The 25,167-nt window shown below is 64.3% G+C and carries 1 protein-coding gene; it reads right to left on the bottom strand.

Annotated elements, in window-relative coordinates:
* On the bottom strand, positions 1-24,768 hold a 24,768-nt coding region (locus tag F2P45_RS17485), incomplete at its 3' end, for an Ig-like domain repeat protein (protein ID WP_166877729.1).
* Positions 24,769-25,167 lie beyond the last annotated feature (399 nt).

Below are 25,167 nucleotides of genomic sequence, written 5' to 3'. Positions count from 1 at the left end.
GCCCCAATCACTGCGAATATCGCCATCGCTATCTGGATTGAACAGGCGTGAACTCTGATCGAGACTGGCATCTGCAAAACGTTGACCATTTTTGATATCGTCACCGATGGCCTTCAGGCGAGACTCGCTCGAATCGTTGTTCCGGCCCGCCACCAAGCTACTGCCCAGCGCATTGCCGAATGTATCGACGTCAAACTCTCCGGCCCTGCCCTTCGCCAATAGATGATGTGCAGTCGCCTCGTCAGTCAGATCCTTTCCACCCTGCTTCGAATATCGGGAATTACTACCATCGTCCGCTTGATGCGCCGCCACATCTATATATCCTCGCTCCGCATCCCAGCCAGTCTTTATACCATCGCTGATCGCCTCAAGCGCCACCATCGCATAGTTGACCTTGCCTGGCGACAGCAGGGCCGTGGTCATCCGTCCTGCCAACCCAGCCATGGTGCCGCGCCTGAACCCTTCGTCAAAATCACCGGGGATCGTCGGAGACGAACCTGCTGGCGCTTTGGGCTTCATATCCTGATTCACCGCCGCATTCACAGCCGCCCCAGCCACTGCTGCCCAGCTAAAACTCTTCTGCATCCCCGTGGCAATCGATAAGCCCTGAATGAAAACGTTATTAACCACCGCATTGCCCACGGCACTTTTTGTCAGATCCGATCCGCCCAAGGCGCCAGAGACAGCGCCTATGCCGACGCTCTTCCATTCGATACCATCTTTTTTGCCAGCTGCTACAGAAGTGACTTCTGTAGCCAAGCTGGTCGCAGCACCAATGATAGCGCCCGAGATGATCGGTGCGGCAACGCTCGTCGTCCCCACCAGCGCAGTCGCCACGTTTGCCGCAAACGGTGTGACGATGTAGACCGCCACCAGCACGACGAAAACCAGCAACATTGCGAAACCGTAATCCTTGGGCGTCGGCGGAGCCGGCAAGTTCGGCGACAGATTGCCGATCAGCTTACCATTGTTGAAAGTCAGCTTGCTGTCGATATCGGTCGCCGTCGCTGGCGTCACCAGCACCTGCCCGCCTTTCAGCACCGTCCCGAAACCGAGATTATTGGCGTCGGCCAGCAAATGCCAGTCGTCGGCATTGCCGTAAACGCGCAAGGCCACGGCGCTCAGCGTCTCGCCTTCCATCGCTTCCACCGCACCGCCGCTGGCCGCGCTCTCGCCCGATGGACGCAAGCCATGCGGCGTCAGCGCACTCTGGCTGGTGTCCTTGTCATAGATGTTCCAGAAGAAGTCTTTGATCTCGTCTTCGACATCCTTATGGAAGGAACCCACGTCCCTGCTGTAGCGCAGTTGCAAGTCGCCGCCGCTCAGGATCTGGCGCTGCTCCAGGTCGGGCGACTGGTGGTAGCCCTCGCGGCTGACCAGTATCGCCCCGCGCGCATCGGTAACGAACGATTTCTTCCAGATGCCCGTCGTTGGCTGCAGCCCGTTATTTTTGTACGTCAGCCCGATCAGCACGCCGTTCGCGTCGTAAATCGAGGTGTTGCTGGACGTGTCTCCCAGTTTGCCGGCCAGGTCGCCCGTGATCATGCGCAAGAAACCCGAAGAGGTGTCGATCACCAGGCCATTGGCGGTCATGCGGTACGTGTTGGTATAGGTGCTCAACACATGATCGCCCACCAGCGAGTCGACGTGATAGTTCTTCACGTTGCCGACGTGGTCGAAGCTATCGTTGGACACCTGGTTCTTGACGTGCCCGCTGTCCTGCAGCGCCTGCTCCTTGATCAGGCGCCCGAATGAATCGAACATGCGCAGATGGCGCTCGTAGCCGCTGGCGGCGCGCTGGACCTCGTAAATTGCCTTGTAGATAATCCCCTGCTTCTTGTGACTCTCCAGATCCTTCTCATAGGCTTTCAGCGCAACCTCGTACGCCTTGCGGCTGACCTCATACTGTTGCATCGCCTCCGGCGAACTGCCCGCTGGCGGCGCTGACGGAGGAAGCGGCGCCAGCGGTGCTGCCGGCCCCATGTCGATGGTCACTGGTGTATGCGGCTGTTCGGCATCGGCCACAGTGCGCCCCCAGCGGTCGTAGCTGGTGTTGAACGCCAGGACGTTGTTCACCTTGGTGGCGACCAGACGATTCATGGCATCGTAGTCGTAGATCTCGGTGCGCGCGCCGATGGTGGACGATGCCAGGTTGCCGGCGCTGTCGAAGGTGCGCCGGATCGATGTACTGTCCAGCCCACCGGCGGCATTGGTGGCATTCGTGACGATCGTGCGGTTGAGCGCGTCGAACATGAAGTAGCCGTCTTCATTGTGCTGTTTATCCTTACCCGGCGCGCTCGATGTGAAGCGGCTACGGTTGCCGAAGCCATCGTATTCGTACGACAGGGTCTGATGCAGACCCGCGTGATCGTCCGCAACCACACTCAGCAGGTGACGATACACATCGAAGCGCTGCAGGTTGTCCTGGAACGTCACGCCGTCGACCATGGTACGTTCCACTGTGCGGTTGCCCACCAGGTCGTACTCGTAGATGGACAGCTTGCTGTAGGCAGGCAACGCTTTCGGACCGGACACAATCTCGCTGATCACCGTCATCTGGCCGATCGCGTCGTAGTCATACGTGATGACCTGCCCATTGAAGGCCTTGGTTGCGCTGATCAGCTGGCCCGCGTTGTCGTACGCAAAAACCGTGGTCGAATTGTCGCGGTTGTTCGACGTGGCAATGCGGCCGTAGCTGTCGTAAGTCCAGCCCGAAATCGTGCCGTTCCCGTCTTGCTCATAGTACTTCTTGCCGGCGTTGTTCCAGCGGGTGGTCGCCAGTGTCTTGCCGGGCGCCTTCGTTTGCTCCACATTGCCCCGGATATCATGCAGGTAGGTGGTGACCTCGCCCGCTGTATTGGTAGCGCTGACCACGTAGCCTAAGGAATCGTACGTGTAGCTTTCCGTCATTGCACGGCTCCCCAAGCTCACCAACTCGAGCGGGGGGAACGATGGGCCCAGGTTAAACAGCCGGTCGAACATCGTATTGCCCTGCTTCGGGGTACCTTCCACGACCGTGAATACTTCCACCGGAAGATGCGTGACGGTTTTCACATGACCGAGCAGGTCGTAGGTGTAGATCGTCATCTTCGACGGATCGAGTTCGTCGGTGCGTAACTGGTCGAAACTGTCGTAGGTGTGCCGCTCTTTCATCAAACCATTGGTGACCGAGGTGAGCAGTTTGCCGGCCGGCGTATACGTGTCGTTCGTCACGCGCCAGCGCGCGTGCATGGCGTCGTTGGCGGACGGACCGGTAACGTCGGCGCTTTCGCGGTCGACCGTCTGGCGCCCCACCAGCGTGCCCTGCATACCGAAGGTGTAGGTGTAATCGCGCACCCGGCCGCCCGCGCTGCCGTCGGCGCGCGAATTGCGCTCGCTGGTCATGCGGTTCTGCATGTCGTAGGCATAGGTCGTGGTCGGCCCCGCCGCAGCGGTCGGCCCCGGTTCGGTCTTGCTGAGCAGGTTGCCCCAGCGGTCGAACTGCTGCGTCACGCGCGCGCGTCCGGCCGGAGTCTCCGGCATCAGGGTCTCGATCATGCGCCCGGCAGCGTCGTAGCGGTACTCGATGCGGCGCAGGTCGGCGTACTGCAAGGTGTCGGCGGCGCTGGCGATGGTGGTCAGGTCGCGGTCGCCATGTCCCTTGCCGCCGCTGTTGATCGCCTGGACCATGCGGCCCTGCAGATCGTACAGGCGGATCTGGTAGGCCCCCTTTTCATTGGTGCGCCACATGTGGCCGGCGTTGTCGTACTCGTAGGTGGTGACATGGTTGCCCACCGTTTTGCGTACTACTTCGCCGAACGCGTTGTAATCCAGCTGTTCGCCCGTTTCATTGTCGACGGACAAGCGGCTAAACAGGTCGTAACCATTGCCGGCGCCGTTGTGAGGGTAGGTCGCCTCACTCCCCGGAGCGGGCTTCTTCATGTGCGATTGCCAGCTAAGATTGCCGCGCGAATCATAGGTAAAGTCGTGCCGGTTACCTTCGGCATCGATCACGCGGATCGGCTTGCCCTGCTGGTTGTATTCGCTCAGGGTGATGCGGTCTTCCGGGTCCGGCTGCGCCGGCACCGGGCTGGGGCGGCTTTGCGAACCCTTCGCAAACCGGGTTTCCAGCGTGACGTTGCCATACATATCGTACTGGAAGGTGGTCAGGCCGAGCCCGTTGCCGATCACGCGGCTGCCATCGAGCACCGCCGTCACGCGCCCGAGCACGTCGTAGAACATGCGCGACGGCGAATCCGAATCGCTGGCGCCCGGCCCCCACGACTTGACCGAGGTCACCCGGCCAAGGGTGTCGTACTCGTTGACGCTGACGTGCGCGTTGCCGGCGCCATCGGCCCTGGTCTCGCTCAGCACCAGGTTGGCCTTGTTGTAGGTCCTGGTAACGATGCGGTCGCGCGCATCAAGCTGGGCCTGCGGCGCCTGCTCTTCCTTGCCGGTCCAGCCGGCTACTGCCACGGCGGACTCCACCGTCGTCGTCAGATTGCCCGCGAAATCGTAGTCGTGCGTGGTCAGGTAACCGCTGGCGTCGACGGTGGCGAGCAGCTGGCCGCGCTGGTCGTAGTAATTGTTCACCACGCTCCACTGGCCGGTCACAGGATTGACCAGGGTGGCGACGCGCGTGGCTTCGCCGAAACTGTTGTAGGTATTGCGCGTGACTGCGCCGGCGACGAAGCTGCGCTGGGCGGGGTCGCTGGCGGCCGCATCGATCACATATGCGGACGGCTGGGTCACTTCCAGTACCCGGCCGGCGTGATCGTAACTGGTGACGATGCTGCGGTCCTGGCTGTGATCGCGGCCGGCCAGCAGCGCTTCCATGTCGGCCGCGCTTGGCCGTATGTACTGGTCGAACGTGATCGGCTGGGCGTAGCGCGTCAGGCGCGTCACCTCGCCGAACGCATTGCGCTCGTAGCCGGTGACGTAGCCCTTGACATCGATCTCGAAGCGCAGCATGCCGCTGGCGTCATACATGCTGTTGCTGACCGAATTGAAGATGTCGGTCTTCTTGATCGCCTGGCCCAGGCCGTTGTACTCGATCTTGCTCTTGCCGACCGGATCGTTCTGCTTTTCAACCCAGGTGACATACCTGATGCTGCCACCAAAATTGATCTCGACCTGTCGTCCAAAGTTGTCGTAGGTGTAGCGCGTATCGCGCGGCGCACCACCGCCAGTCTCCCGGCGGATCAGCACACGACCGAGACCATCGTGCCACGTCGTCACTACTCGTTGGTATGGCCCGTCCGGTCCCTCTACCGTCGGTCCGGTTTCGGTGTTCAGATAGCCATTGCCATCCCAGGTATAGGTCCACAGGCCGCCGTGCTTGTCGAGCAGGGTGACTTTCTGGCCGGAGTTGTTATAGGTCGTCGTTTCAGTGGCGCCCAGCGCATCCTGGTGCCATACCACGCCGCCCATCGGACCGTAGCGGAACAGTTCGGTGCGATCCTTGCCTTCGTCGGCGACGACCAGCTTGTCCAGCGCCGCCTGGCTGAAGTCGTTGCCCTTGTATGGCGTGGCGAACTGGGTGGTCGATTCCAAGTTGCCGAACAGATCGTAGATGTTTTTCTGCACATGGCCGAGCGCATCGATGCTGTAGGCAAGCCGGTTGCGCGCGTCGAACGCCTGGTGGCTGCTGCGGTCCTCGGCCGCGTTGGCCAGGGCTTGCGCCCGGTGGGCCACGCTGCCAAGGTCGTAGTCACCCGCCAGTGCCAGGGCCGCCACATCGATCCGCTTGGCAAACAGCGTCACGCCGGTCATGTTGCCGTAGGCGTCGAACTGCTGGTGACGCAGCACGCCTTCGGGGTCGATCGAATAGATCAGCTGCCTGTCCTGGTTGTAGGCCATCAGGCTGACGCGGTCGTCCGGACTGCTGGTCACGGTAGCCGGGTCGGCCCCCGGGGCGATCCTGGTGGCGTACTGGATCTGCTTGGCCAGGTTGCCAGCGCCATCGTAGCCGTAGCCGGTGACGACGCCGCCGCCGTCCACGCTGGAGATGAGGTGGTTCAGCTCATCGTACACATAGCGCACACGCAAGTCGTTGTGTTTTCCGGCTTGCACGGTAAAGGCAACCAGGGCCTTTTCGTTGATCGGCGTGTTGGCCGGGAAGGGCCGTTCATAGGTGATGCGTTCGATCACATTGCCGCGCGCGTCGAAGCGCTGCTCGACCACATTCTCGTAGTTGTCGATGGTGAAGATCGGGCGATAGGCGGCGTCGAAAATGGTGCGCAAGCCGACATCGCTATCCAGACCGCCATCCGGGGCGTTGTACCAGTTGGAGGCGCCACTGCCGGACGGCCGGTTCACGGTAACGATGACCTTGCCATTGGCATCGTAGCTGACGGCACTGTCCGCGCCGCGCGAGCTGTGCGTGGTTGTCAGGCGTCCATCGGTATCGTAGGCCTGCAAGACATGGTTGCCGTCCGGCGTGATGCGTTCGATCTGGTTGCCGTGCGGATCATAGGTGTAGCGGGTCACACCGCCGTTGGCATTGGTCGACGTCGCCATGCGGCCGCTGCCGTCGTAGGTTTCGCGCACGTAGTTGTCGCGCGCCACATCGGCCACCTTGGCCGCCGCCTCGCTCAGCGCGGCCACCGTCAGCGCGGTATCGGCGCCGATGGCGACTGCGTAGGCGATCCGTTCGACCACATTGTCCTTGTAGCGCCAGGCGATCAGGGCGCCGTTCTGGTCCAGGCGGAACAGTTCGCGCCCGAAGTTGTCGAACACGCTGCGCACCAGCTTGTCGCGCGCGGCATCGGCGGCCGGCATGACGAAGCCGGCATCCAACGCGGCACTGCGGGCGTGCGGACGCGCCACGCGGTTGGCGTAGCTGGCCTGCTCGACCAGGCGGCCGCGTGCGTCGTAGACCATGCGGCTGACGTAGCCGTCGCCATCGACCGTGAGCACCGGCCGGCGCTCGGCATCGTAGGCGGTCAGGGTGACCCGGTCCTGTGCCGACTCGGCCACGCTTTGCGGCGCGGCGCCGATCGCTACAGGAATGCCATAGCGTACCTGCTTGATCAGCTTGCCCTCGGCGTCGTAGCTGTACGAGCTCACCATGCCGGCGGTATCGGTCTCCCAGGCCAGGCGGTTGAACGCGTCGAACACGCGCACGCTGCGCGCATCGCGTCTTGCGTCGGCGCGCACGGCGGCGCTGACCGCGGCCGTGGTGGGCGCGGTCGCCGGATCGATCGGCGTGGCGTACGCCAGGCGTTCGATCACGTTGTCGTACATATCGTACTTCAGCGCCACCACGTTGCCGTTGTTGTCGACGGTGAAAACCGGCCGGTTGCGCGCGTCGAACATGGTGTGCAGGATGCTGTCGCTGTCGAAGTCGGGAGTAAACGCCGTGCTGGCCTGACTTGGCGCGCTCCACTGAGGCTCCTGCCCGTAGTGCCAGGCCGTTGCCATGTGGCCGTTACTGACCACTTTATCGGCCAGGTTACCCTTGCCGTCGTACCGGTATTGCATGATCAGGCCGGTACCGTCGACGGTCACGGCAAGGCGATTGGCCGCATCGTAGACGTAGTCGTAGCGGGCGTCATAGACCTTCTGGAACAGGATGCTGTTGAGCTTGTCGGTTGTCAGCTCGACGCCCGGCTCGACCTTGCGCATGTACGTCAGCAGCGTCGACAGCTTGCCTGCCGTGGTGTAGGCGTAACTGTTCACGTCGCCCGCCGCGTTCACGCTCCATTCGAGCAAGCCGGACGCATTGTAGGCGTAGCGCACATGGTCGTCGCTGGCGGCATTGGCGACCAGCGCCACCGCGGCCGCAACCGATGCTGTATCCGGCACCGCAGGCACGGCAATACTGGCCGCATACGTGATCTTGTCGGTCATATTGCCGCGCGCATCGTACTGGCGCACGGTGGCCCGGCCCAGCGCATCGATGCTGACAGTCTCGCGGTCGGCGGCATCGTACAGGCTGAACGACATCTGGTCGTTGGCGCCGTCGGGCTTGACCAGGGCGGCGATGGCCGCGCCGGTGGCGCTGCTGCCGGCCACTGGACGCGCGGCCAGCGCGTTGTAGCTGATGCGCTTGGTGATATTGTCGTGCGCGTCGTAGAACAGCTGCGTGATCTGGCCGTGCTCGTCCACCTTGTATTTGAGGCGGTTGTCGGCATCGTAGCACATCAGGCTGACGCGGTCCGAAGCGCTGGTCTGGACGCTGTCGAGCGCGGCGCCTGGGCCGATCGGCGCGCTGTAGCGCACCTGGCGCACCAGGTTGCCCTGCACATCGTACAGATAGGCTTCGACGAAGCCGAAGCTGTCCGCTTGCAGCGCCACCCGTCCGGCGCTGTCGTAGGCATAGCGTTCGTGCATGTCACGCACGCTGTCGGGTTTGAGCGCGGCATTGATTGCCGCGGCCGTGGCGGCGGTCGACAGCGCAATCGGTTCGGCGTAGCGCAGCTTGTCGCTGACCTTGCCGTTGCTGGCGTAGGCGTAGCGCACCACCATGCCAGTGCCGTCCACGCTGAGCACAATCCGGCCGGCGGCGTCGTAGACGCTGCGCTGCACGCTGTCGCGCGCGGCATCGGCCACCACCGCCGGGGCGGAACCGATGGCCCACTTGCTGCGGTCGATGCGGTTGGCGTAGCTGGTCTGCTCGATGACCTGGCCGTTACCGTCGTAGCCGAAATGCACCACGCCGCCGTTGCCGTCGATGGTCCATTCCAGGCGATTGGCGGCGTCGTAGATGCGATAGCTGGCGATATCGCGGTCGTACGTATACGTCGATGGCACGAACTTGCCTTGGAAGCGCGACAGGTCGAGGCGTTTGTTCGACAATACACTTGAGGTCAGGTTGCCCTTCACGTCGTAGTGGAACTCGGTCAGCGCGCCAGTGCCGTCGTAGGTCCACAGCAGTTGGTTCTGCTTGTCGTAGACGCGCACTTCCTTGCCGTCGGCGCCTGCGGCGGCGGCAAGCGCCGCCGCACTCAAGGTCGTGTGGTTGTACTGCGCAAGGCTGGCCGGAAGGGCCTTGGCGTACTCGGTGCGGCCAAGCAGCTCGCCCATGTGGCCGTAGCTGTAAGCGGTGAGGTTGCCCTCGCCTTCCACGCTCCATTGCACCAGGCCGTTGGCGTCGTACACGAAACGCGCGTGATTGTCGCGTTTGGCATCCTTGAGCAGCGCCACCGCCGCACCGAGGTCGGCGGCGGTCATCTTGACCGAGGCCGCCACTGGTGTCGCGTAGACAATGCGCTCTGTCACATGGCCGCTGGCGTCGTAATGCTGTTCAGTGACGGCGCCGACGCTGTCGACGCGGTACAGTTCGCGGCCGATGGCGTCGTACACGCTCCGTACGGTCTGGTCGCGCGCCGCGTCGGGGACGACGGTGGCGGCCAGCGTCACTGCATCGGCCGGGACCTTGCCCGCCGCCGGCATGGCGACGCTGTTGGCGTAAATGGTGCGGCTGACCACCTTGCCGGCGCGGTCGACGCTCTGGCGCGTGACTTGCCCGGCCTGGTCTATCTGCACCACCATGCGGTGGGCGGCGTCGTAACCCATCAGGGTGACGCGGTCGCCCGCGCCGCCCTGCACTGCCGACGGCAAGGCGCCGGCGGCCAGCGGCCTCGCGTAGCGGATCTGGCGCAGCAGGTTGCCGGTGCGGTCGTAGCTGTAGCCGGTGACCTGGCCCAGCCCGTCGACTTCCCAGGCCAGGCGCCCGGCCTTGTCGTAGGTGTAGCGCACATGGATGTCGCGCGCGGCATCGGCACGCGTCTGCAAGGCCTGGCGCAAGCCGGTGACGGTGAGCGCGACAAACGAAGGCATCGCAGCGGCATAGCCGATCCGCTCGCTGACCTGGCCGTTGCCGTCGTAGCGCAATTCGCTCAGCGCACCGGTGCCGTCGATCGTAAACATCGGGCGGTTCGAGCTGTCGTAGACCGTGCGCAGGCTCTGGTCGCGCAGTGCATCGACGACCACGGGCGGTACCGTGCCCGGCACCCACTTCGACATCACGATGCGGGTGGCATAGGTGGTACGCTGCCCGACGTTGCCGTTGGCGTCGTAGGCGAAGGCGGTCACGCCGCCCAGGCCGTCGACGTCGAAGGCCAGGCGGCCATCCTTGTCGTACAGGTGGTGCACCAGCGTATCCTCGGCGGGCAAGGCCACCTTCTCGACCAGGGCCCTGATGGCCTCGAGGCTGGCATCGCTGCCGAGCTTGACAGACTTGACGTAGTTCACGGTGCGCGTCAGCCGCCCTTCGGCGTCATAGCTCTGCTGCGTGACGTAGCCGAGCGGATCGACCGTGTACACCGGACGGTCCAGCTTGTCGTAGGCAACTTGCGTGCGGTTGCCGCCCGTATCGACTTTGGAGACCAGGTTGTCGTTGCTGTCGTACTGATAGGTTTCGGTCAGCTTCAGCCCGTCAGGGTCGACCACGCTGGACGTGCGGCGGCCTAGGGCATCGTAGGTATGCACGGTGACCACGCCGGCGGCGTCGGTCACGCTCAGGGCGGCGCCGCGCGCATCATGGGTGTAGCGGGTGACCAGCTTGAGCCCTTGCGGATCGACGGTCTGGGTCAGCACCTGGCCGAGCAGGTCGAACTCGGTGAGCGTCACGGTGCCGGCGGCATCGGTGGCGCTCACGCGCTGGCCCTTGGCGTCGTAGCTGTAGCGGGTCACCAGCGCCAGGCCGTCCTGGTCCTGGGTGCGGGTGAGGATGCGGTTGACGGCGTCGTAGGTATAGTTGACCTCGTTGCCTGCGGCATCCTTGGTGTGCGCCAGGCGCCCGGCGGCATCGTAGTCGCGCGTGCTGTGGCCGGACGGCGTGATGGTGTCGGCCAGCTTACCGTCGGCGTCGTAATGGAAAGTGGTAGTGTTGCCTTTGCCATCGGTAAGGCTGTGGACCTGGCCGTGCGCATTCTGGCGCGTGACCGACTCGACCTTCTCGGCGGTGCGCACGGTGGTGCTGCGCGTGGCCGTGTCGTAGCTGTACTGGGTAATGTTGTTCAGCGCATCGGTAACACTCAAGGTGCGTCCGAACGCATCGTAGGACTGCTGGCGCACGCCATTGGCGGCATCGGTGGTCTTGACGACCTGGCCCATGCGGTCGTAGGCGAGCGTGGTGACGTTGCCGTTGCCGTCCACCGAACGGGTCAGGCGCCCGAACAGGTCGTAGGCCTGGCTCTCCCGGATATACAGCTTGTCGCCGCTGCGTGCCACGGTCAGCTGGCGGCCCATGTGGTCGTAGGTCGTGGTGGTGACGGTCGCGCCGTGGCCGGCGGTCGCCGGCGCGGTGAGGCTGGCCACGGCGCCGAACGCGTCGTAGCTGGCGCGCGTGGCGGCGCCGAGCGCGTCGGTCGTTTGCACGACCTGGCCGCGCACGTCGTAGCGCATGCGCGTGACGCTGTTGTCGGCCGGCCGGGCGTTGGCCGCCGTGACCAGTGCCGCCACGTCCGCCATGTTCGCCACCGACGCGATCAGGCCGCCGCGCAGGGCGGCGCGCGCTGCGGGCGGGAGCGCCGTGGCGTAGCGCAGCACGGCGTCGAGCCGGCCCTGGGTATCGTACTGGTTTTCGGTCACGCCGCCTTCGGCATCGACCGTGTAGCGCACCCGTCCGCCCTCGTCGTGGAAGAATACGGCACGGTGACCGAGCGCATCGGTGCTGCTGGTGCGCTGGCCCGCCGCGTCGTAGGTGTAGGCGGTGGCGTGGGCGGCCCAGATGGCGTCGACCTCGGCGGCACTCTGCTGGCCCGTGATCAGGGCGCTGCCGATGCCGCTCAGTTCGGCCTTGACGCGGCCCTGGACGTCGAAGCGGCGCAAGACCGTGCGCGCTTCGCTGGTGTCGCGCGCGCTGGTGCTGGCGACCATGCGCCCTTCGCTGTCGTAGGTGTAGGACGTGATGGTGCCGTCGGCGCCGGTCTGGCTCAGCAGGCGGTCCTTCAGATCCCAGCTGCGGCTGGTGCTCTGGTCGGCTGGATGAACGGCGGGACGCAGCGCCGCGACGGTCGATTGTGGCGTGACCGGGGTGCGCGCGGGCGTCGCATAACGCGTGCTGCCGGTCAGTCGTCCAGCGGCGTCATAGGTGTATTCCGACAAGTAGCCTTCGCCATTGACCTCGGCGATCTTCTGCCCCAGGCTGTCGTAGTACATATAGGTATGCACATCGGTCGCGGACGGACGCGGCAGCCAGCCGGTGATGTTGGCATACTGATTCGCCACGCCCTCGACTTCGCTCCTGAGCACCATCATCATGCCTTGCATGGGGTCGGCAAATGCAATTGTCTTCACCATCCGGTTGGCGGCATCGTAGAAGTACTCGATATAGCCGCCCTCTGCATCCAGGGTGGCGCGCACATTGCCGTCGCTATCCATGAACTGGCGCGTCTTGCGATCGGCGTCGCTAACCCCGACGACGACCGATTTGACGCCGGCCTGAACGATCTGCTGGAGCGGCGCCGAGAGTGCGGGCGGATTGTCCGCATCGCCGGCAAACGAGGCGGAGACGGCCATCGTGCCGATGTCGAAGGCGTTGCTGGCCAAGGTCAGGGTCGCCACGCCATCGGTCACGCGCGCGGTCCCCAGCACGGTTTTACCACTCAGAAAAGTAACCATGCCGCTCGGCAGCTTGCCTGTGACGGTCGCCCGGAAGGTGACCGACGCACCCTGGCGCACCGGTCCCGACCCGCTCAGTGCGACGCCGACCACGGTGCCTGGCACCTCCTGGTGCACCACCGCCGACATGCTCGACGCCGACAGCGCATCGCCCAGATAGACCGCTACCAGGCGGTTGGCCCCGGCCGGCAGCGACGCCAGCTTGAGCGAGGCGTTGCCGTTGACCGCGTCGACGGTGCCAAGCAGCACCGAGCCGCTGTAGAAAGCCACCTTGCCGGGCGACTGGCCCGTACCGGCAACGGTTGCCGCCAGCACGATGCCGTCGGCAGTGCTGCGCACGGCCAGTCCCGTGCCGGTCGGGGCCAGCGGCGCAGCCACGCCGTGTTTGGTGATGCGGGCGCTGTTGTTCGCATCGCCGGCATACTCGGCGCTGACGCCAGCCAGACCGCCAGCCGGATCGGCGATGGTCAGACTGGAGCGTCCGGCCAGCATCACGCTCACGCCAAGAATGTTGCCGTAGCTATCCTTGAAAGTAATGCTGCCGTCCGGGTTGTTGCCTTTGACGACCGCCTGCAAGATCACCATGCCGGCCGCGGCCGGGCTGCTGGTCAGGCTCAGCGTGGCCGCCTCGGGTACGATGACATCGCCGCCGACAATGGCAGGAAGAGTGTACATGAGCGGTTTGCCCGCTGCGTTGTAGGCGTCGCCGGAGTACACGACGCTCACCGTGTTGTTGCCGGAGCGCAAGGCGGTGAGCGGCACGAGGACGACGGCCACGCCGTCGACCACCGTGCCGGAGCCAAGGCGCAGGCCGGGGTCGGCACCGAACAAGGCGACGGTACCGGACGGCGCCGTGCCGTTGACCTTGATGGTGATGCGGGCAAAGCGCGCCAGCTTGGCCTGCTGGTCGGTCAGTTCCTTGCCTGCCGCATCGACCAGCACGCTTTTGCCTTCAAGAATTGCGGGCGGATTGTTGACTGTGTAGAGAAGCACTTCCGAGCTCGACGCTGCGATCCAGCTGCCCGGGTTATCCGAGTACTCGGCGCGGAACTGGTGCGTTCCGGCAGGCAGGAAATCGAGCACCAGCTTGGCGCCCCACACGTCGGGCTCTACGCTGCCAAGCAACACATTTCCGTCGAAGAAGCTGATGGTACCGCCCGCCATCGACTTCGGAAAGCTATTTCCCGGAACTGTGGCCGTCAGCGTCACGGGGAGGCCGCCCGGTGTCTTCGCACTGCTTGTCAGGGAGACCGGCATGGTGGAGCTGTCGGGCAAGGTGATAGCCAGCGCTACGGAAGTGCCACCCATCTTTTTATAGCTGCCGTCGTCGTAGACGGCCGTGAGGTTACCGCTCTTCAAACCGAAGACGTCCAATCCGCGGAGCATCGCAATGCCATCTTTTACTTCAACCCGTTGTGGCCCCTTGCCATCAAAATGGAACGTGACGAACGTGTTTCTATTACCCTCAAGCAACTTTGCAGCGCTCCCCTGAGGATAATTTATGATCGCCAACAAATCGATAACCGGCTTGTTGTCCACCATGCGCACCACTGCCGACACCAGCGGATCGACGGTGATGCGTTCGAACACAACCGGCAACTTGGTCACGTCGACCATACTGGTCGGCGCATTGGCGTCGTCGCCCGAATAGACCGCGTACACGTTTTCGGCGACGTCCGAGCGGTTCGACCAGTCCAGGGTCGCGACCCCGTCGATCAGTTGGGCACTGCCCAGCAAATCGCGGTCGTTATAAAAAATCACTGCCCCACGCGGTGCCTTGGAGCCGGGCGCTCCCTTCACCGTCGCCGTGAGACGGATGGCGTCGCCGAATGCAACCTTCGGCGGCGTGGCGGAGAGCGACAGGCTCGATGGCGTAGTGACCGGCGCCGGCACCGGTGGCGCGGCCGGATTTTCCGATACGCTCAGGGTCAACTTGCTGCGCAGGCCGCTCGTGCCGGCATTGCGTGCGTCGCCCGAATACACCGCATACACCTCGACACTGCTTGCGGTGGGAACCCGGTAGGTCAGCCGAGCGACGCCGTCGATCAGCATGGCGGTGCCCAGAACGCCCTTGTCGTTGACGAAGGTGACCAGCCCACCGGGGCCGACTCCGGCGTTGCCGCTGACGCTGGCGGTGAAGATCACCTCGTCGCCGCGGCGCGCGCTGGTGCGCGACATCGACAGCGCAATGCTGGTCGGAAGCGGCGCTTGCCTCACTGTCAGGGCAATCGCATCGGAGCGTGCCGCGCGGTTATTGGCGTCGCCATCGTAACGCGCGCTGAGCACGTGGCCGCCAGAGGCCAGATTTTTCATCGTGAGCAGTGCCACCCCGTTGAACAGGGTGGCACTGCCGATGGCGGTGGCGCCGTCATAGAAGGTGACCGTGCCGCCCGGATAGCCGCCGCCAAGGTGCTCGACGTTGGCAGTCAGGATCAAGGGCGTTCCTTCATCGACCGTAGCGCCATTGGTACTGAGCGTGGTCGCGGTCTGGGCCTGGGCCACGTCCTGCACCAGGCTAGCCACTTCCATGGCATGCCCTTGGTCACCCTGATAAACCGCGGAAATGGTGCGCTGGCCGGCAGGGAGGTCGTCCACGACCAGGCGCGCGACGCCATCGACAACCTTGGCCGAGCCCAGGAACTTACCTGCATCACTGAAGAACCTGATCACGCCCTGGGCCTGGCTGTCGCCGAGCGTCGCGCTCAGCGTCAGCGCCGTGCCGAACGACACCGAGGCCGGCGAGCCAAGCAGGGCCAGCGAGGTGCGCTGTCCCGGCACGGCGGCTGGGCCGGCAACGCTGACGGCGTTACTGGCATCGCCGCTGTAACTGGCGCTGACCACTCCCCTGCCCTCGACATAGCCGTCCAGCGTCAGGACGGCCCGGCCCAGGCTGAGCGAATCGCTGTCGCTGATAGTGGCGATCCCCAGCACGGTGCCGAACTGGTCGAAGAAGGTGACGCGTCCACCGGGACGGACCCCGGTCACGGTGGCCGTGACGATCTGGGTGGCGCCGCCCGCGCTCTGCACGATGCGGCTGTCCAGCGCCGTGGTGGTGGCAACGGCAACCGTACGTCCGTTCGGTTTATCGCTGGTGGCCGAGACATCCTTCGATGCATTGTTGTTGGCATCGCCCGAATAATACGCGCGCACCACGCGATTGCCCTGGGTGGTGCTGCGCGTCACCAGGGTGGCGACCCCGTCGACAACCAGTGCCGATCCGAGCAACTCGCCGTTCTCGTAGAATTCCACCACGCCGCCAGGATGGTCACCGCTCACGCTGGCAATGAGCGCGACCTCGGTGCCGATCAGCGCTACCGGCGGCTCGGGGCGCACGACCGTGCTGGTCTTGGCCGCAGCCCGCACCATCACCACTGTATTGCTGGCGCTTCTGGCCAGGTCGTTTTCGGCCACGAACTGGGCTTCGAACCGATGTGGGCCCGAGGTCATGACCGGAGTGCTCCACGTGAATGTGCCAAAGCCACCGGAGGAGAACGAGCGTCCGACGTTGACGCCGTCGCAGAACATTTCGACCCAGCCGGTACGGTACGCGCCGTGGACGGTGAATTTGATCGAAAGCTGCCCGCCGCTGACGAAATTTTCAGGCGCGCTCAGCAGCACCTCGGCGTCGGCATACGGCGCCTGCGTTGCCAGCGCTTCGCCGCTCGATGGCGCATGCAGCGCGTCGCCGGAGTAACTGGCGGACAAGCTTGCCAGGCGACTGTTCGGCACCGGCACGCTCAACTCGGCGACACCATTGACGACTCGTGCACTGCCGAGCAGGACTTGCTTGTCGAAAAAGCTGATGGTACCCGACGCGGCTGGATCGCCGATCCTGGCACGGATGATCAGACGATTGCCGAAGGGCGTCGCCAGCGTCGAGGTGCTCAGCACCGGCAAGCTCACCGGCCGGGTATCGGAGGCACGCACGCCGTCGGCATTAATGTACGGTCCATTAGCTTGGACCGAAGGCGCGTTGGCGGCATCGCCCGAATAGCTCAGGCTGACGTAGCCGGTCGCCTTGCCTATGTCGTTGCCCGACAGAACCAGGGTTGCCACGCCATTGAGTACCTTGGCCGTCCCCAGCGTGCGCAAGCTGTTGCCAAGCATGAAGCTGACGACGCCGGAAGGGTTGCTGCCGCCGGCGACCGTTGCAGTGAGTGTGATGCTGCCACTGCCATTGGCGTTAAGCGTCCCGCCGCTTGGCGCCATCGCCAGGGTGGTGGCCTGGAGCTGGGGCGGAACCACAACATTGAACGCCACCGGCGTGGCCGGTAGGCCATGGTAAGAGTCGCTGGCATAGCGCGCGCTGATGCTGTGGGCGCCGGCAGACAAGCGGGTAAGCAGGCGCGCCGAACCATCGACGCCGAGTTCGCTCGTGCCGATCAAGGTAGTGCCTTCGTACCACTCCACCTTGCCGGCGAGGGCCGCATTGCCGTTCGGCGTGACCTGGGCCGAGAGGATGGTATTGTTACCGTTTGAGACTGTGGTCTGCGCGGCATTGACCAGCAAGCTCGCCTGGCCGGGCGACACCGTGTGGATGATGGCCGGCGACACCGCCGGGGTGTTAAAGCCGTCGCCCAGGTAACTTGCGCGAATCGTGTAGCTGTCGGGAATCAGCGCAAGCGGCACCACCAGGGTCGCGACGCCGTCGACCACCGGTACCGGTATTAGCTTGTAGAATTCGTAGCGACCTCCCGAGAAGGAAAAGACCACCATGCCGCCAGGCTGATTGCCGCTGACCGCGACTCGCACGGTCAGCGGGTCGCCATAGGTGGTGGCCGGCGTGGCACTCATGCTGATGCTGGTGTTGACCGCAAGTAAATTCAGTGCGACGGTCGCGGAGACACTGGCCGCAGCCTTGCCGTCGCCGTCGTACACGGCGCGCACATCGGCGCTGCTGGCCACCAGGCGATCGAGGCTGAGCCATGCCTGTCCGTCGACCAGGCTGGCGGTTCCGATCAGCAGATTACCGCTCATGAACTTGACCGTACCGGTAGCGCCTGGCTCTGCCATGGTCACGTTCAGGCGCAAAGGCGAGGCAATGTTGCCCTGGCCGCCGTTCGAGATCAGCACCATGCCGCTGGCGGGACGGGTGACCGACTGCGCCAGGACGGCGGAGGCGGCCTGGCGATTGTTGACGTCCCCGCAATATAGGGCTGTCAAGCGGCGCGCGCCGACCTGCACATTGTCGACTTGCAAAGTTGCAAGGCCATTGATCACATTTGCGCTGCCGAGCAACAGCTCGCCATCGAAGAAATTGACCGTGCCGTGCGGGGTGGAACCGTTCACCCGGGCGCTGAGCCGCAGCGGTGCGCCCACGACGCTCGCGGCGGCGGCGGAGCTCAGATCGACCGTGACGGAATCGTTGAACACCAGCGCGCCCAGGTTGTCCGCGACGCTGGCGGCACTGGCGGCGTCGCCGGCATACTCCGCGCGCAGGCTGGCAGGACCGCCGGCCAGGGTTGCGTCGAGCCTGGCGACACCATTGACCAGCGCAGCCTGCCCGACCAATGTGTTGCCGTTATAGAACTTAACGATGCCGGTGGTAAGCAAGGTGCCGGTCACTTGGGCGATCAGGGCGTAGCGGTCCTTGGATGCGCCCGGCAAAGGCTGTGCGCTCAGCAAGGTGGTGCTGGCAGCGGCGCGCACGGTCACGCCGTGTGCGACCGACTCGCTCTGGCCTGCCTCGCCGTAGCCGGAGTAGACTGCGCTGAAGGCATAGTCTCCCACCGGCAGTTTGCCCAATTGAAGATAGGCGTCGCCGGAGCGGTAGTCGGCCACGCCGATCAGCTGGCTGCCGCTATAGAAGGACACAGTACCGTACTGGACGCCCTCGCCGCTGACCTTCACGTGCAGGGTCAATGGCTGGTCGGTGCCGGCAAGGTTCGTCTCGACGCTGCCGCGCTCCAGCAAGAGCACGGTCTTGCTCGGCTTGCCCTGCTTGATGGCAGGCGGATTGCTCACCGCAGTGACGTTGACGGCCACCGTATTGGTCGCAGCCTGATTGTCCACCTGCCCGGAGTACGGGCTGGAGCGAACGAAGACCGCTTGCACCGGCGTCACGCCCACGCTGGCCAGACTGGTGGCCAGCGTGGCCACCCCCACCACCGTACTGGCATAACCCAGGTAGGTCTTGCCGCTATAAAAATACACGTTACCATTGAGCAGTTCCGGCTTGTTCAGGCCGTCGGCAGTGCCGATCCTGGCAGTCAGAGTCAGGCTCGCCCCCTGGGCAACCGTGGCGGCACTGGCCGTGATCTGGGCGACCGGAATCGAGGCCGGTGCCTGCTGGACGTTCAGATTGCCGCTGTGCGTCGAAGCGGCGTAATGCTGGTCGCCTTTGTAGCGCGCCCCGATCGACTTGGTGCTCGCATAGGAGTCGAATTGCGCGCCCATCGAGGCCACGCCATTGACCAGCTTGACCGTGCCGATGATCTTGCCGGTGGCCGATTCGACAAACTCGACCTCGCCGCTTGGCGTAACGCCGGGATTGCCGGTCACTTTCGTCGTCAGTACCACGGTCTGGCCTGTCAACGCCTTCCCGTCTGTAATGTTGTTGAGTGTCAGTACCGTGGTGCTATTGGCTGGCGATACCTTGAGCGCCATTTGCGACGCTGCGGCCGTATTCGTGGCGTCCCCCGAGTACAGCACGGTCAAGGTATTGGCGCCAGCTGGCAGAGGATAATTCTTGATGTTGAACGTAATCGATTTCGCCGCCGGCACCTGGCGGATCAAGCGCCCCTGCGCATCGATCAGCGAGACCGTACCGCCCGGATTGACCGCCGCCAGGGTGTAGATAATCTCGGCTTCGCCAAACGCGGTCATTTCCTTGGTGGCACTGGTGAGCGTCAGAACCGCAGCCTGGCGCGGGTACGGGAATACGCGCGCGACGCTGTCGGCATTGTTGGCATCGCCCGCATACACCGCCAGCACCTGCTCGCCGGTGACTGTCGGATTAACCAGATACAAGGTGGCCAAGCCCTGCACCACGGTCGCGCGGCCAAGCAGCACATTGTTCGCATCGAAAAAACTGACCTGGCCGGTCGGACTGAAGCCGCGCACTTCCGCGACCAGGCTGAGCGCCGTGGCGGTCCCGCTGGTGGTGGTGTTGGCAAACAGGGTGGTCTGGCTCAGCGCGCCGGCGACCGGCGCGGACAACACTGCTGAGGTGCTCCCCGCATTGTTCGGGTCGCCCGAGTACACGGCTTTCAGTTCAGCGGTGCCGGTGGCCAGGTTGAGCACCACCAGGGTCGCCACCCCATTGATGACCATCGCGCTGCCGAGCAATTGGTCGTTGCGGTCGTAGAAGCTGACCGTGCCGCCAGGGCGGTAAGCCTGCACCGTCGCGCTGAGCGTGACTTGATCGCCGGTGCTCGGGTGCAGGTCCGACGCGCTCAGCACGACCGAGGTCGGCGCGATCGCGACCGCCTGTTCCAGTACCACCGAGGTGCTGGCGGCGTTCACATCGTCGCCCAGGTAGGCCACGCTCAGGCGGTTGGCGCCGAGCGGCAGCGACGGCAAGGCCAGGGTGGCCACGCCATTGACGACCGACGCATGGCCGAGCAGGCTCGTGCCGTTGTAGAAGGCCACCATGCCGGACGGATTGACCCCACTGACGCTGGCGCGCAGGGTGGCGGCGGAGCCGACCACGGGCTTGGCCAGATCGAGCGCCAGGGTGACCGCGCTCGGCGCGCCCGGCAGCACGTCGGCGCCGATCTCGTTCGAATTGCTGCCGACGTTGGCGGCGTCGCCCGAGTACACGGCCGTGATCTGGTGGTGCCCGGCCAGCATGCTGCCGGTGGTGAAACTGGCGGTATTGTTGACCAGGGCCGCACTGCCTAACAACATGCCGTCGGCGAAGAAACTGACGGTGCCGCTGAGCGCGCGCGCGGCGTCAGCCGCGCTGGCCACCGCCACGAAGGTGCGCGGACTGTGCGGACCGGCGGGGACGCCGCTTTCGCTCAGTCGCACGGTGGTGCTGCTACCAGCCAGGCGCAGCATGACCGCGCTGCCGTCGCCCAGCAAGGCAGTATCGAGCGGAGTCGCCAGGCGATTGGTGGCGTACTGTTTGCCGGTGGCGTCATACAAGGTCTGGGTGGCATAGCCGAGCGCATCGACCTGCCATGCCGGGCGCCCCGCGGCGTCGTAGATACTCCAGGTCCTGGCGTCCTGCGCTGTGGCGCCCGGACGCAATCCGTCCAGACCCAAGCCCAGCAAGCTATGCAGAGAGGCGGCATTGGCGGCCACGCTCAGATCGCGCGATGCGCTCATGGCGACGCCGGCATCGACCCGGGCGGCATAGGCGATGCTCTGGGTACGGCGCCCGCCGAGATCGTAACGATACTCGCGCAAGGCTCCACTGGAATCGAGATCGGCGATCTGGTTCCCGGCGCCGTCGTACCACAGCATGGTTTTGGCGCCGTTGGCGTTTTGCGTCAGACGCAGGCGTCCGCCGGCGTCGTACCAGAAGCGGGTCTCCCCCAGCGCCGCGCCTGCGCCGGTGTCGATCCTGGCAATCAGTTCACCGGCTCGATTGAATACCGTGGTGCTGACCATGCCGCTGCTGAGGGTGGTGCGCACGGCATTGCCAGCATCGTCATAGACATTGATCGCCGCCATACCGGCATTGTCGTGGACGTTGAGCGTGCGGCCCAGGCCATCGTAGGCATAGCTGGTCACCAGGCCGGCGACGCTGATGCTTTGCAGCAGTTGCCCGCGCTGGTCGTACACCATCTGCGTGACTTGCTGAAAGCCATCAGCAACTCCGGCACCGCTGCTGTCGAGCGCTCTCCAGGCGATCGTCTTGCTGACTTGGCTGCGGAAATCGTAGCTGATATCGGTACGCTGGCTGCGCGACTTGTCGGCGATGCCCGCAGCCCAGCTCATGAAAGCCGCTTCGTTATTGGCGCCGCTGAACAAATCGACGCTGTAGTCGATCACGCTGGTGCGGTTGCCGAAGCCATCGTAACGAAACTCGGTGACCCTGCCGTCCGGGCTCCGGGTGAAGCGCAGGCGTCCCGCGCTGTCGTGCGCATAAGAGGTTTCACGATTGGAATTTGAGCTCGCGCCACTCCACGATGCCGTTTCCTTGATCAGCAGATTGTTCTCGCTGAAGTAATGGTTGAAAAGATTACCGAGCTCGTCGTAAGTTTTGATCAGATTGCCGCGCGCGTCGTATTCGTAGCGGCTGACGTTGCCCGCGCCATCTGTCCGCGAACTCACACTGCCGCTGGCGTCGTAGGTAAACCGCACGCCGCTCGAGACGCCGCCGACGGCCGGGCCATCGGCCGCGACCAGTCGGCCAGCGCTGTCGCTGGTGATGGTCGTGACGTTACCGAGCGCATCTGTAATGCGGGTTTGCGCACCCGAGGCCGGCGCCTGGGCATAGTGCAAGATCGCCGGAACATTGGCGAGCTGGGCACCTGCCAGCAGCACCTGGCCACCGAGGAGAGTACGCAGCGCCTCGGCGGCGCCGGCATCGCTGGTGCCGTACAGGGCCGCCGTGACGCTGGCCCAGGTATCGCCTTCGCGCACGCGGTAGTAGGGTGCCACCGGCACCCCGGTGGCGGTAACGTCGTAATGCAGGGTGGCGGGCACACCGGCCAGCTTGACTCCCGCGGCAAGCACCGGATTGCCGAGCGCGCCGCGCAAGGCGGCAACGGCGTTGCGGTCGTCCGTGCCGAACAGGGACAGCGCGATGGCGGCCCAGGTATCGCCTGCCTTGACCACGTAGGTGGCGTCGAGCTTGACAGTGGTAGTGGTACTGTAATTGACGGTCGACGGCAGATTGCGCAGCGTCTTGCCCGGCGTGAGTGCATCGGCCGCGTAGCCTGCCTTGACGCGTTGGACCAGACCCGCATCGTCGCTACGGTACAGCGCCAGCACAATGCTGCTCCAGGTATCGCCGCTGCGCACCACGTAATATGGCGCGACCGGCGTGATGACGTCGAAAGCGAGCTTGGCCGGCAGACCGGTCAGCTTGGCGCCCGGCACCAGTTCCGGATTGCCCAATGCGAGGCGCAAGGCATCGCCGCTCGCCGGCTCATTTGTGTTGTAAAGCAAGGTCGCGATGGAGAACCACGTCGCTCCTTGAGGAATACGGTAGTAGGCAGGTACCGTTACCGCACCGATCGTGTAATTGATTCCGCCCGGAAGCGATTCTAGCTTGGCTCCGGGAACCAGCGCCACATTGCCCATGGCCGACTGCAAGGCCTTGGCGCCTTCGGCTTCGGTCCTGCCATACAAGGCGGCAAAGATGCTGGCCCAGGTGTCGCCGCTCTGGATGCGGTAATACGGCGTCACCGCCACGGTGGTTGTGGTGTAGGCCAGGCTGGACGGCAAGCCGGGCAGCTTGGTGCCCGGCATCAACGCCGGATCTCCCAGCAGAGCCCGCAGCGCGGCCCCCGCTTCCGGCGCGCTGGTGCCATACAGCCTCTGCGCAATGCGGATCCAGGTATCGCCGCTGCGGATCCGGTAGTAGGCCGGTACCGCCACTGTCACCTGGTAATCGAGCGTTGCCGGCAGCTTGCCCAAGGTGGCATCGGTCAGCAAAGTCGGGTTGCCCATGGCCGCACGCAGAGCCGCGACCGCATCGGCATCGCTGGTGCCGTACAGCTTCTGGGTGATCGCGCTCCAGCTGTCGCCCAGCACGATGCGGTAGTACGGCGCTACCGTCTGCGTTGTCTTGACGTCATAGCCGAGCGTCGAGGGGAGAGCGGACAGGGTCGCGCCTGCGCTCAGGGTCGCGTTGCCCATCGCCGCCTGCAGCGCAAGCGCCGCCTCGGGGTAGGCGCTGCCGTACAGGCGGCTCGACAGGCTGGCCCAGGTGTCGCCGGCCTTTACCAGATAGGTGGCCGGGCTCTGGGTCGTCAGCGCGGAGCTGACCAGGGCGGCGCTACGCCGGTCGACCTGGGTGGTCGTGGTCGACAGCTTGGCGGCATCGAGCGCCAGGCTGTTGGTGTCGCCTTGCGCTTCCCTGAGATCGAGCGCCGAGGTATCGAGCGCGGCCTGGTGATCGGCGATCAGCGCTTCCATGCTCGTCAGGCTCGCCTGCTTGAGCGACGCGTAGCCGGCGCTGGTCGGCGTTTCGCTGGTGGAGAGGCGGTCGGTGAGGATGCTGGCGCTGCGCGGCTCGGTCAGCGTATCGATTGTCACCAGCTTGCCGTTATCGATGCTGGCATTGTTGTTCGTGACAACCGTCTCGCTGGTCGTCAGGCGCGACGGATCGAGCGGCGCGCTGGTGCCGATCACCTTGTCGCCGATCGTATCGAGCTTGCTTTCATCGACCTGCGCACTGGCGGGCAAGGCATTGTTCAGGTCGGCGTAATCGAAGCGCGTGGTGCGCGCTAGGCCATCGACCGTCTGGCTCATGCTGGCGATCTGCCAGCTCGCGCCAACCTGCTTGTAAGTGAAGCTCGCGTGGGTGCCGTCGCTCTCGAGGACGCTGGCGAGGCGCTTGCTGTCGCCATCGTAGCCATAGGTGGTGACGTAGCTGCGGCCGTCGGCGATGCTGTTGTCTTCCGGGCTCAGGTCGACCGTCACGCTGCTCAAGCGCCCAAGGGCATCGTAACTGTAGCGAGTGCGGGTCTGGATCGCGCCGCCGCGAGCTTCGGTATGAATCTGGCGCAGCTTGCCATCGGCATAGTCGAGCACCATTTTCTCGCCATCCTGGTCGGTCACCGCGACCAGGCGCTCGCCGTCGTACGTGAAATCGATGAAATTGCCGCTGCGGTCGGCCTGGCGGATCATCTTGCCCTTGCCGGATGTCCAGTCATAGGTCTCGACCGCCCTGGTATCCCCATCGATCCAGGTAAGCCGCTTGCTGGTTTCGTCGTATTTGAGCAGGTCGTACGCGCCCGCACCTTCGCGATGGACGTAGGCTTTCAGGTTGCCGTCGTACAGATATACCGTCTGAGCGCCATCGCCATCGGTGCGCGTGATCGCGCCATCCGTGTTGAAGGTCCCGGTCACGTTGCCTACGCTGCGGTAGAACCCGATACGCCAGTTATCGGCGCTGCCTTCCCCCTGAAAATTGCCTTGGCTGTTATAGCTGCGCACGACGGTAGCGTCCAGCCCCTGCCCCATCAGGCGATCGTCACGGTTCTGCAACACCAGGTTGCCGTTGGCACTGTTCACATACACCTGCTGGCCATTGCGGCCGAGTGCGGAGGACCCGCTGCTGCCGTTTTGGCCCAGGGTCGACAGTGAGGTAAGGCTCAAACCCAGAGTGTTGCCGCTGACGATCGCTACCATATTAGATGTATACCTTGCGTTTGGATGGCCATCACCGGATAGCCGAAAATTTTGGACGGAGGTGGTCGTTTGCATTGCCAACAAATCAATCGGCGGCTTCGTTGCCCGCTATGGCACGTATTGACAAGCATTCGACTTACGGCTCAACACACCGCTTCTACCAATACATCTGAGGAATGGCGCGAAAGTTTAGGACTTTTTAGGAAATTTCTGACTTTGTATCGATACGTCGCGGCCGGCATGCGGCTTCGAGCAGGGGTTCAGCGATTGCGACCTGGTATGTAGCGTGAATCGCTGTCAGCCACGATATGCCGAACCGTCTACGTCAACTGGCAGGAACCAATCAACACGGTTCACCGGGTGATC

Source organism: Massilia mucilaginosa (assembly GCF_011682145.1).
Taxonomy (GTDB): Bacteria; Pseudomonadota; Gammaproteobacteria; order Burkholderiales; family Burkholderiaceae_D; genus Telluria_A; species Telluria_A mucilaginosa.
The sequence above is the reverse complement of the archived record's forward strand: the minus strand, read 5'-3'. Positions and strand labels throughout refer to the sequence as shown.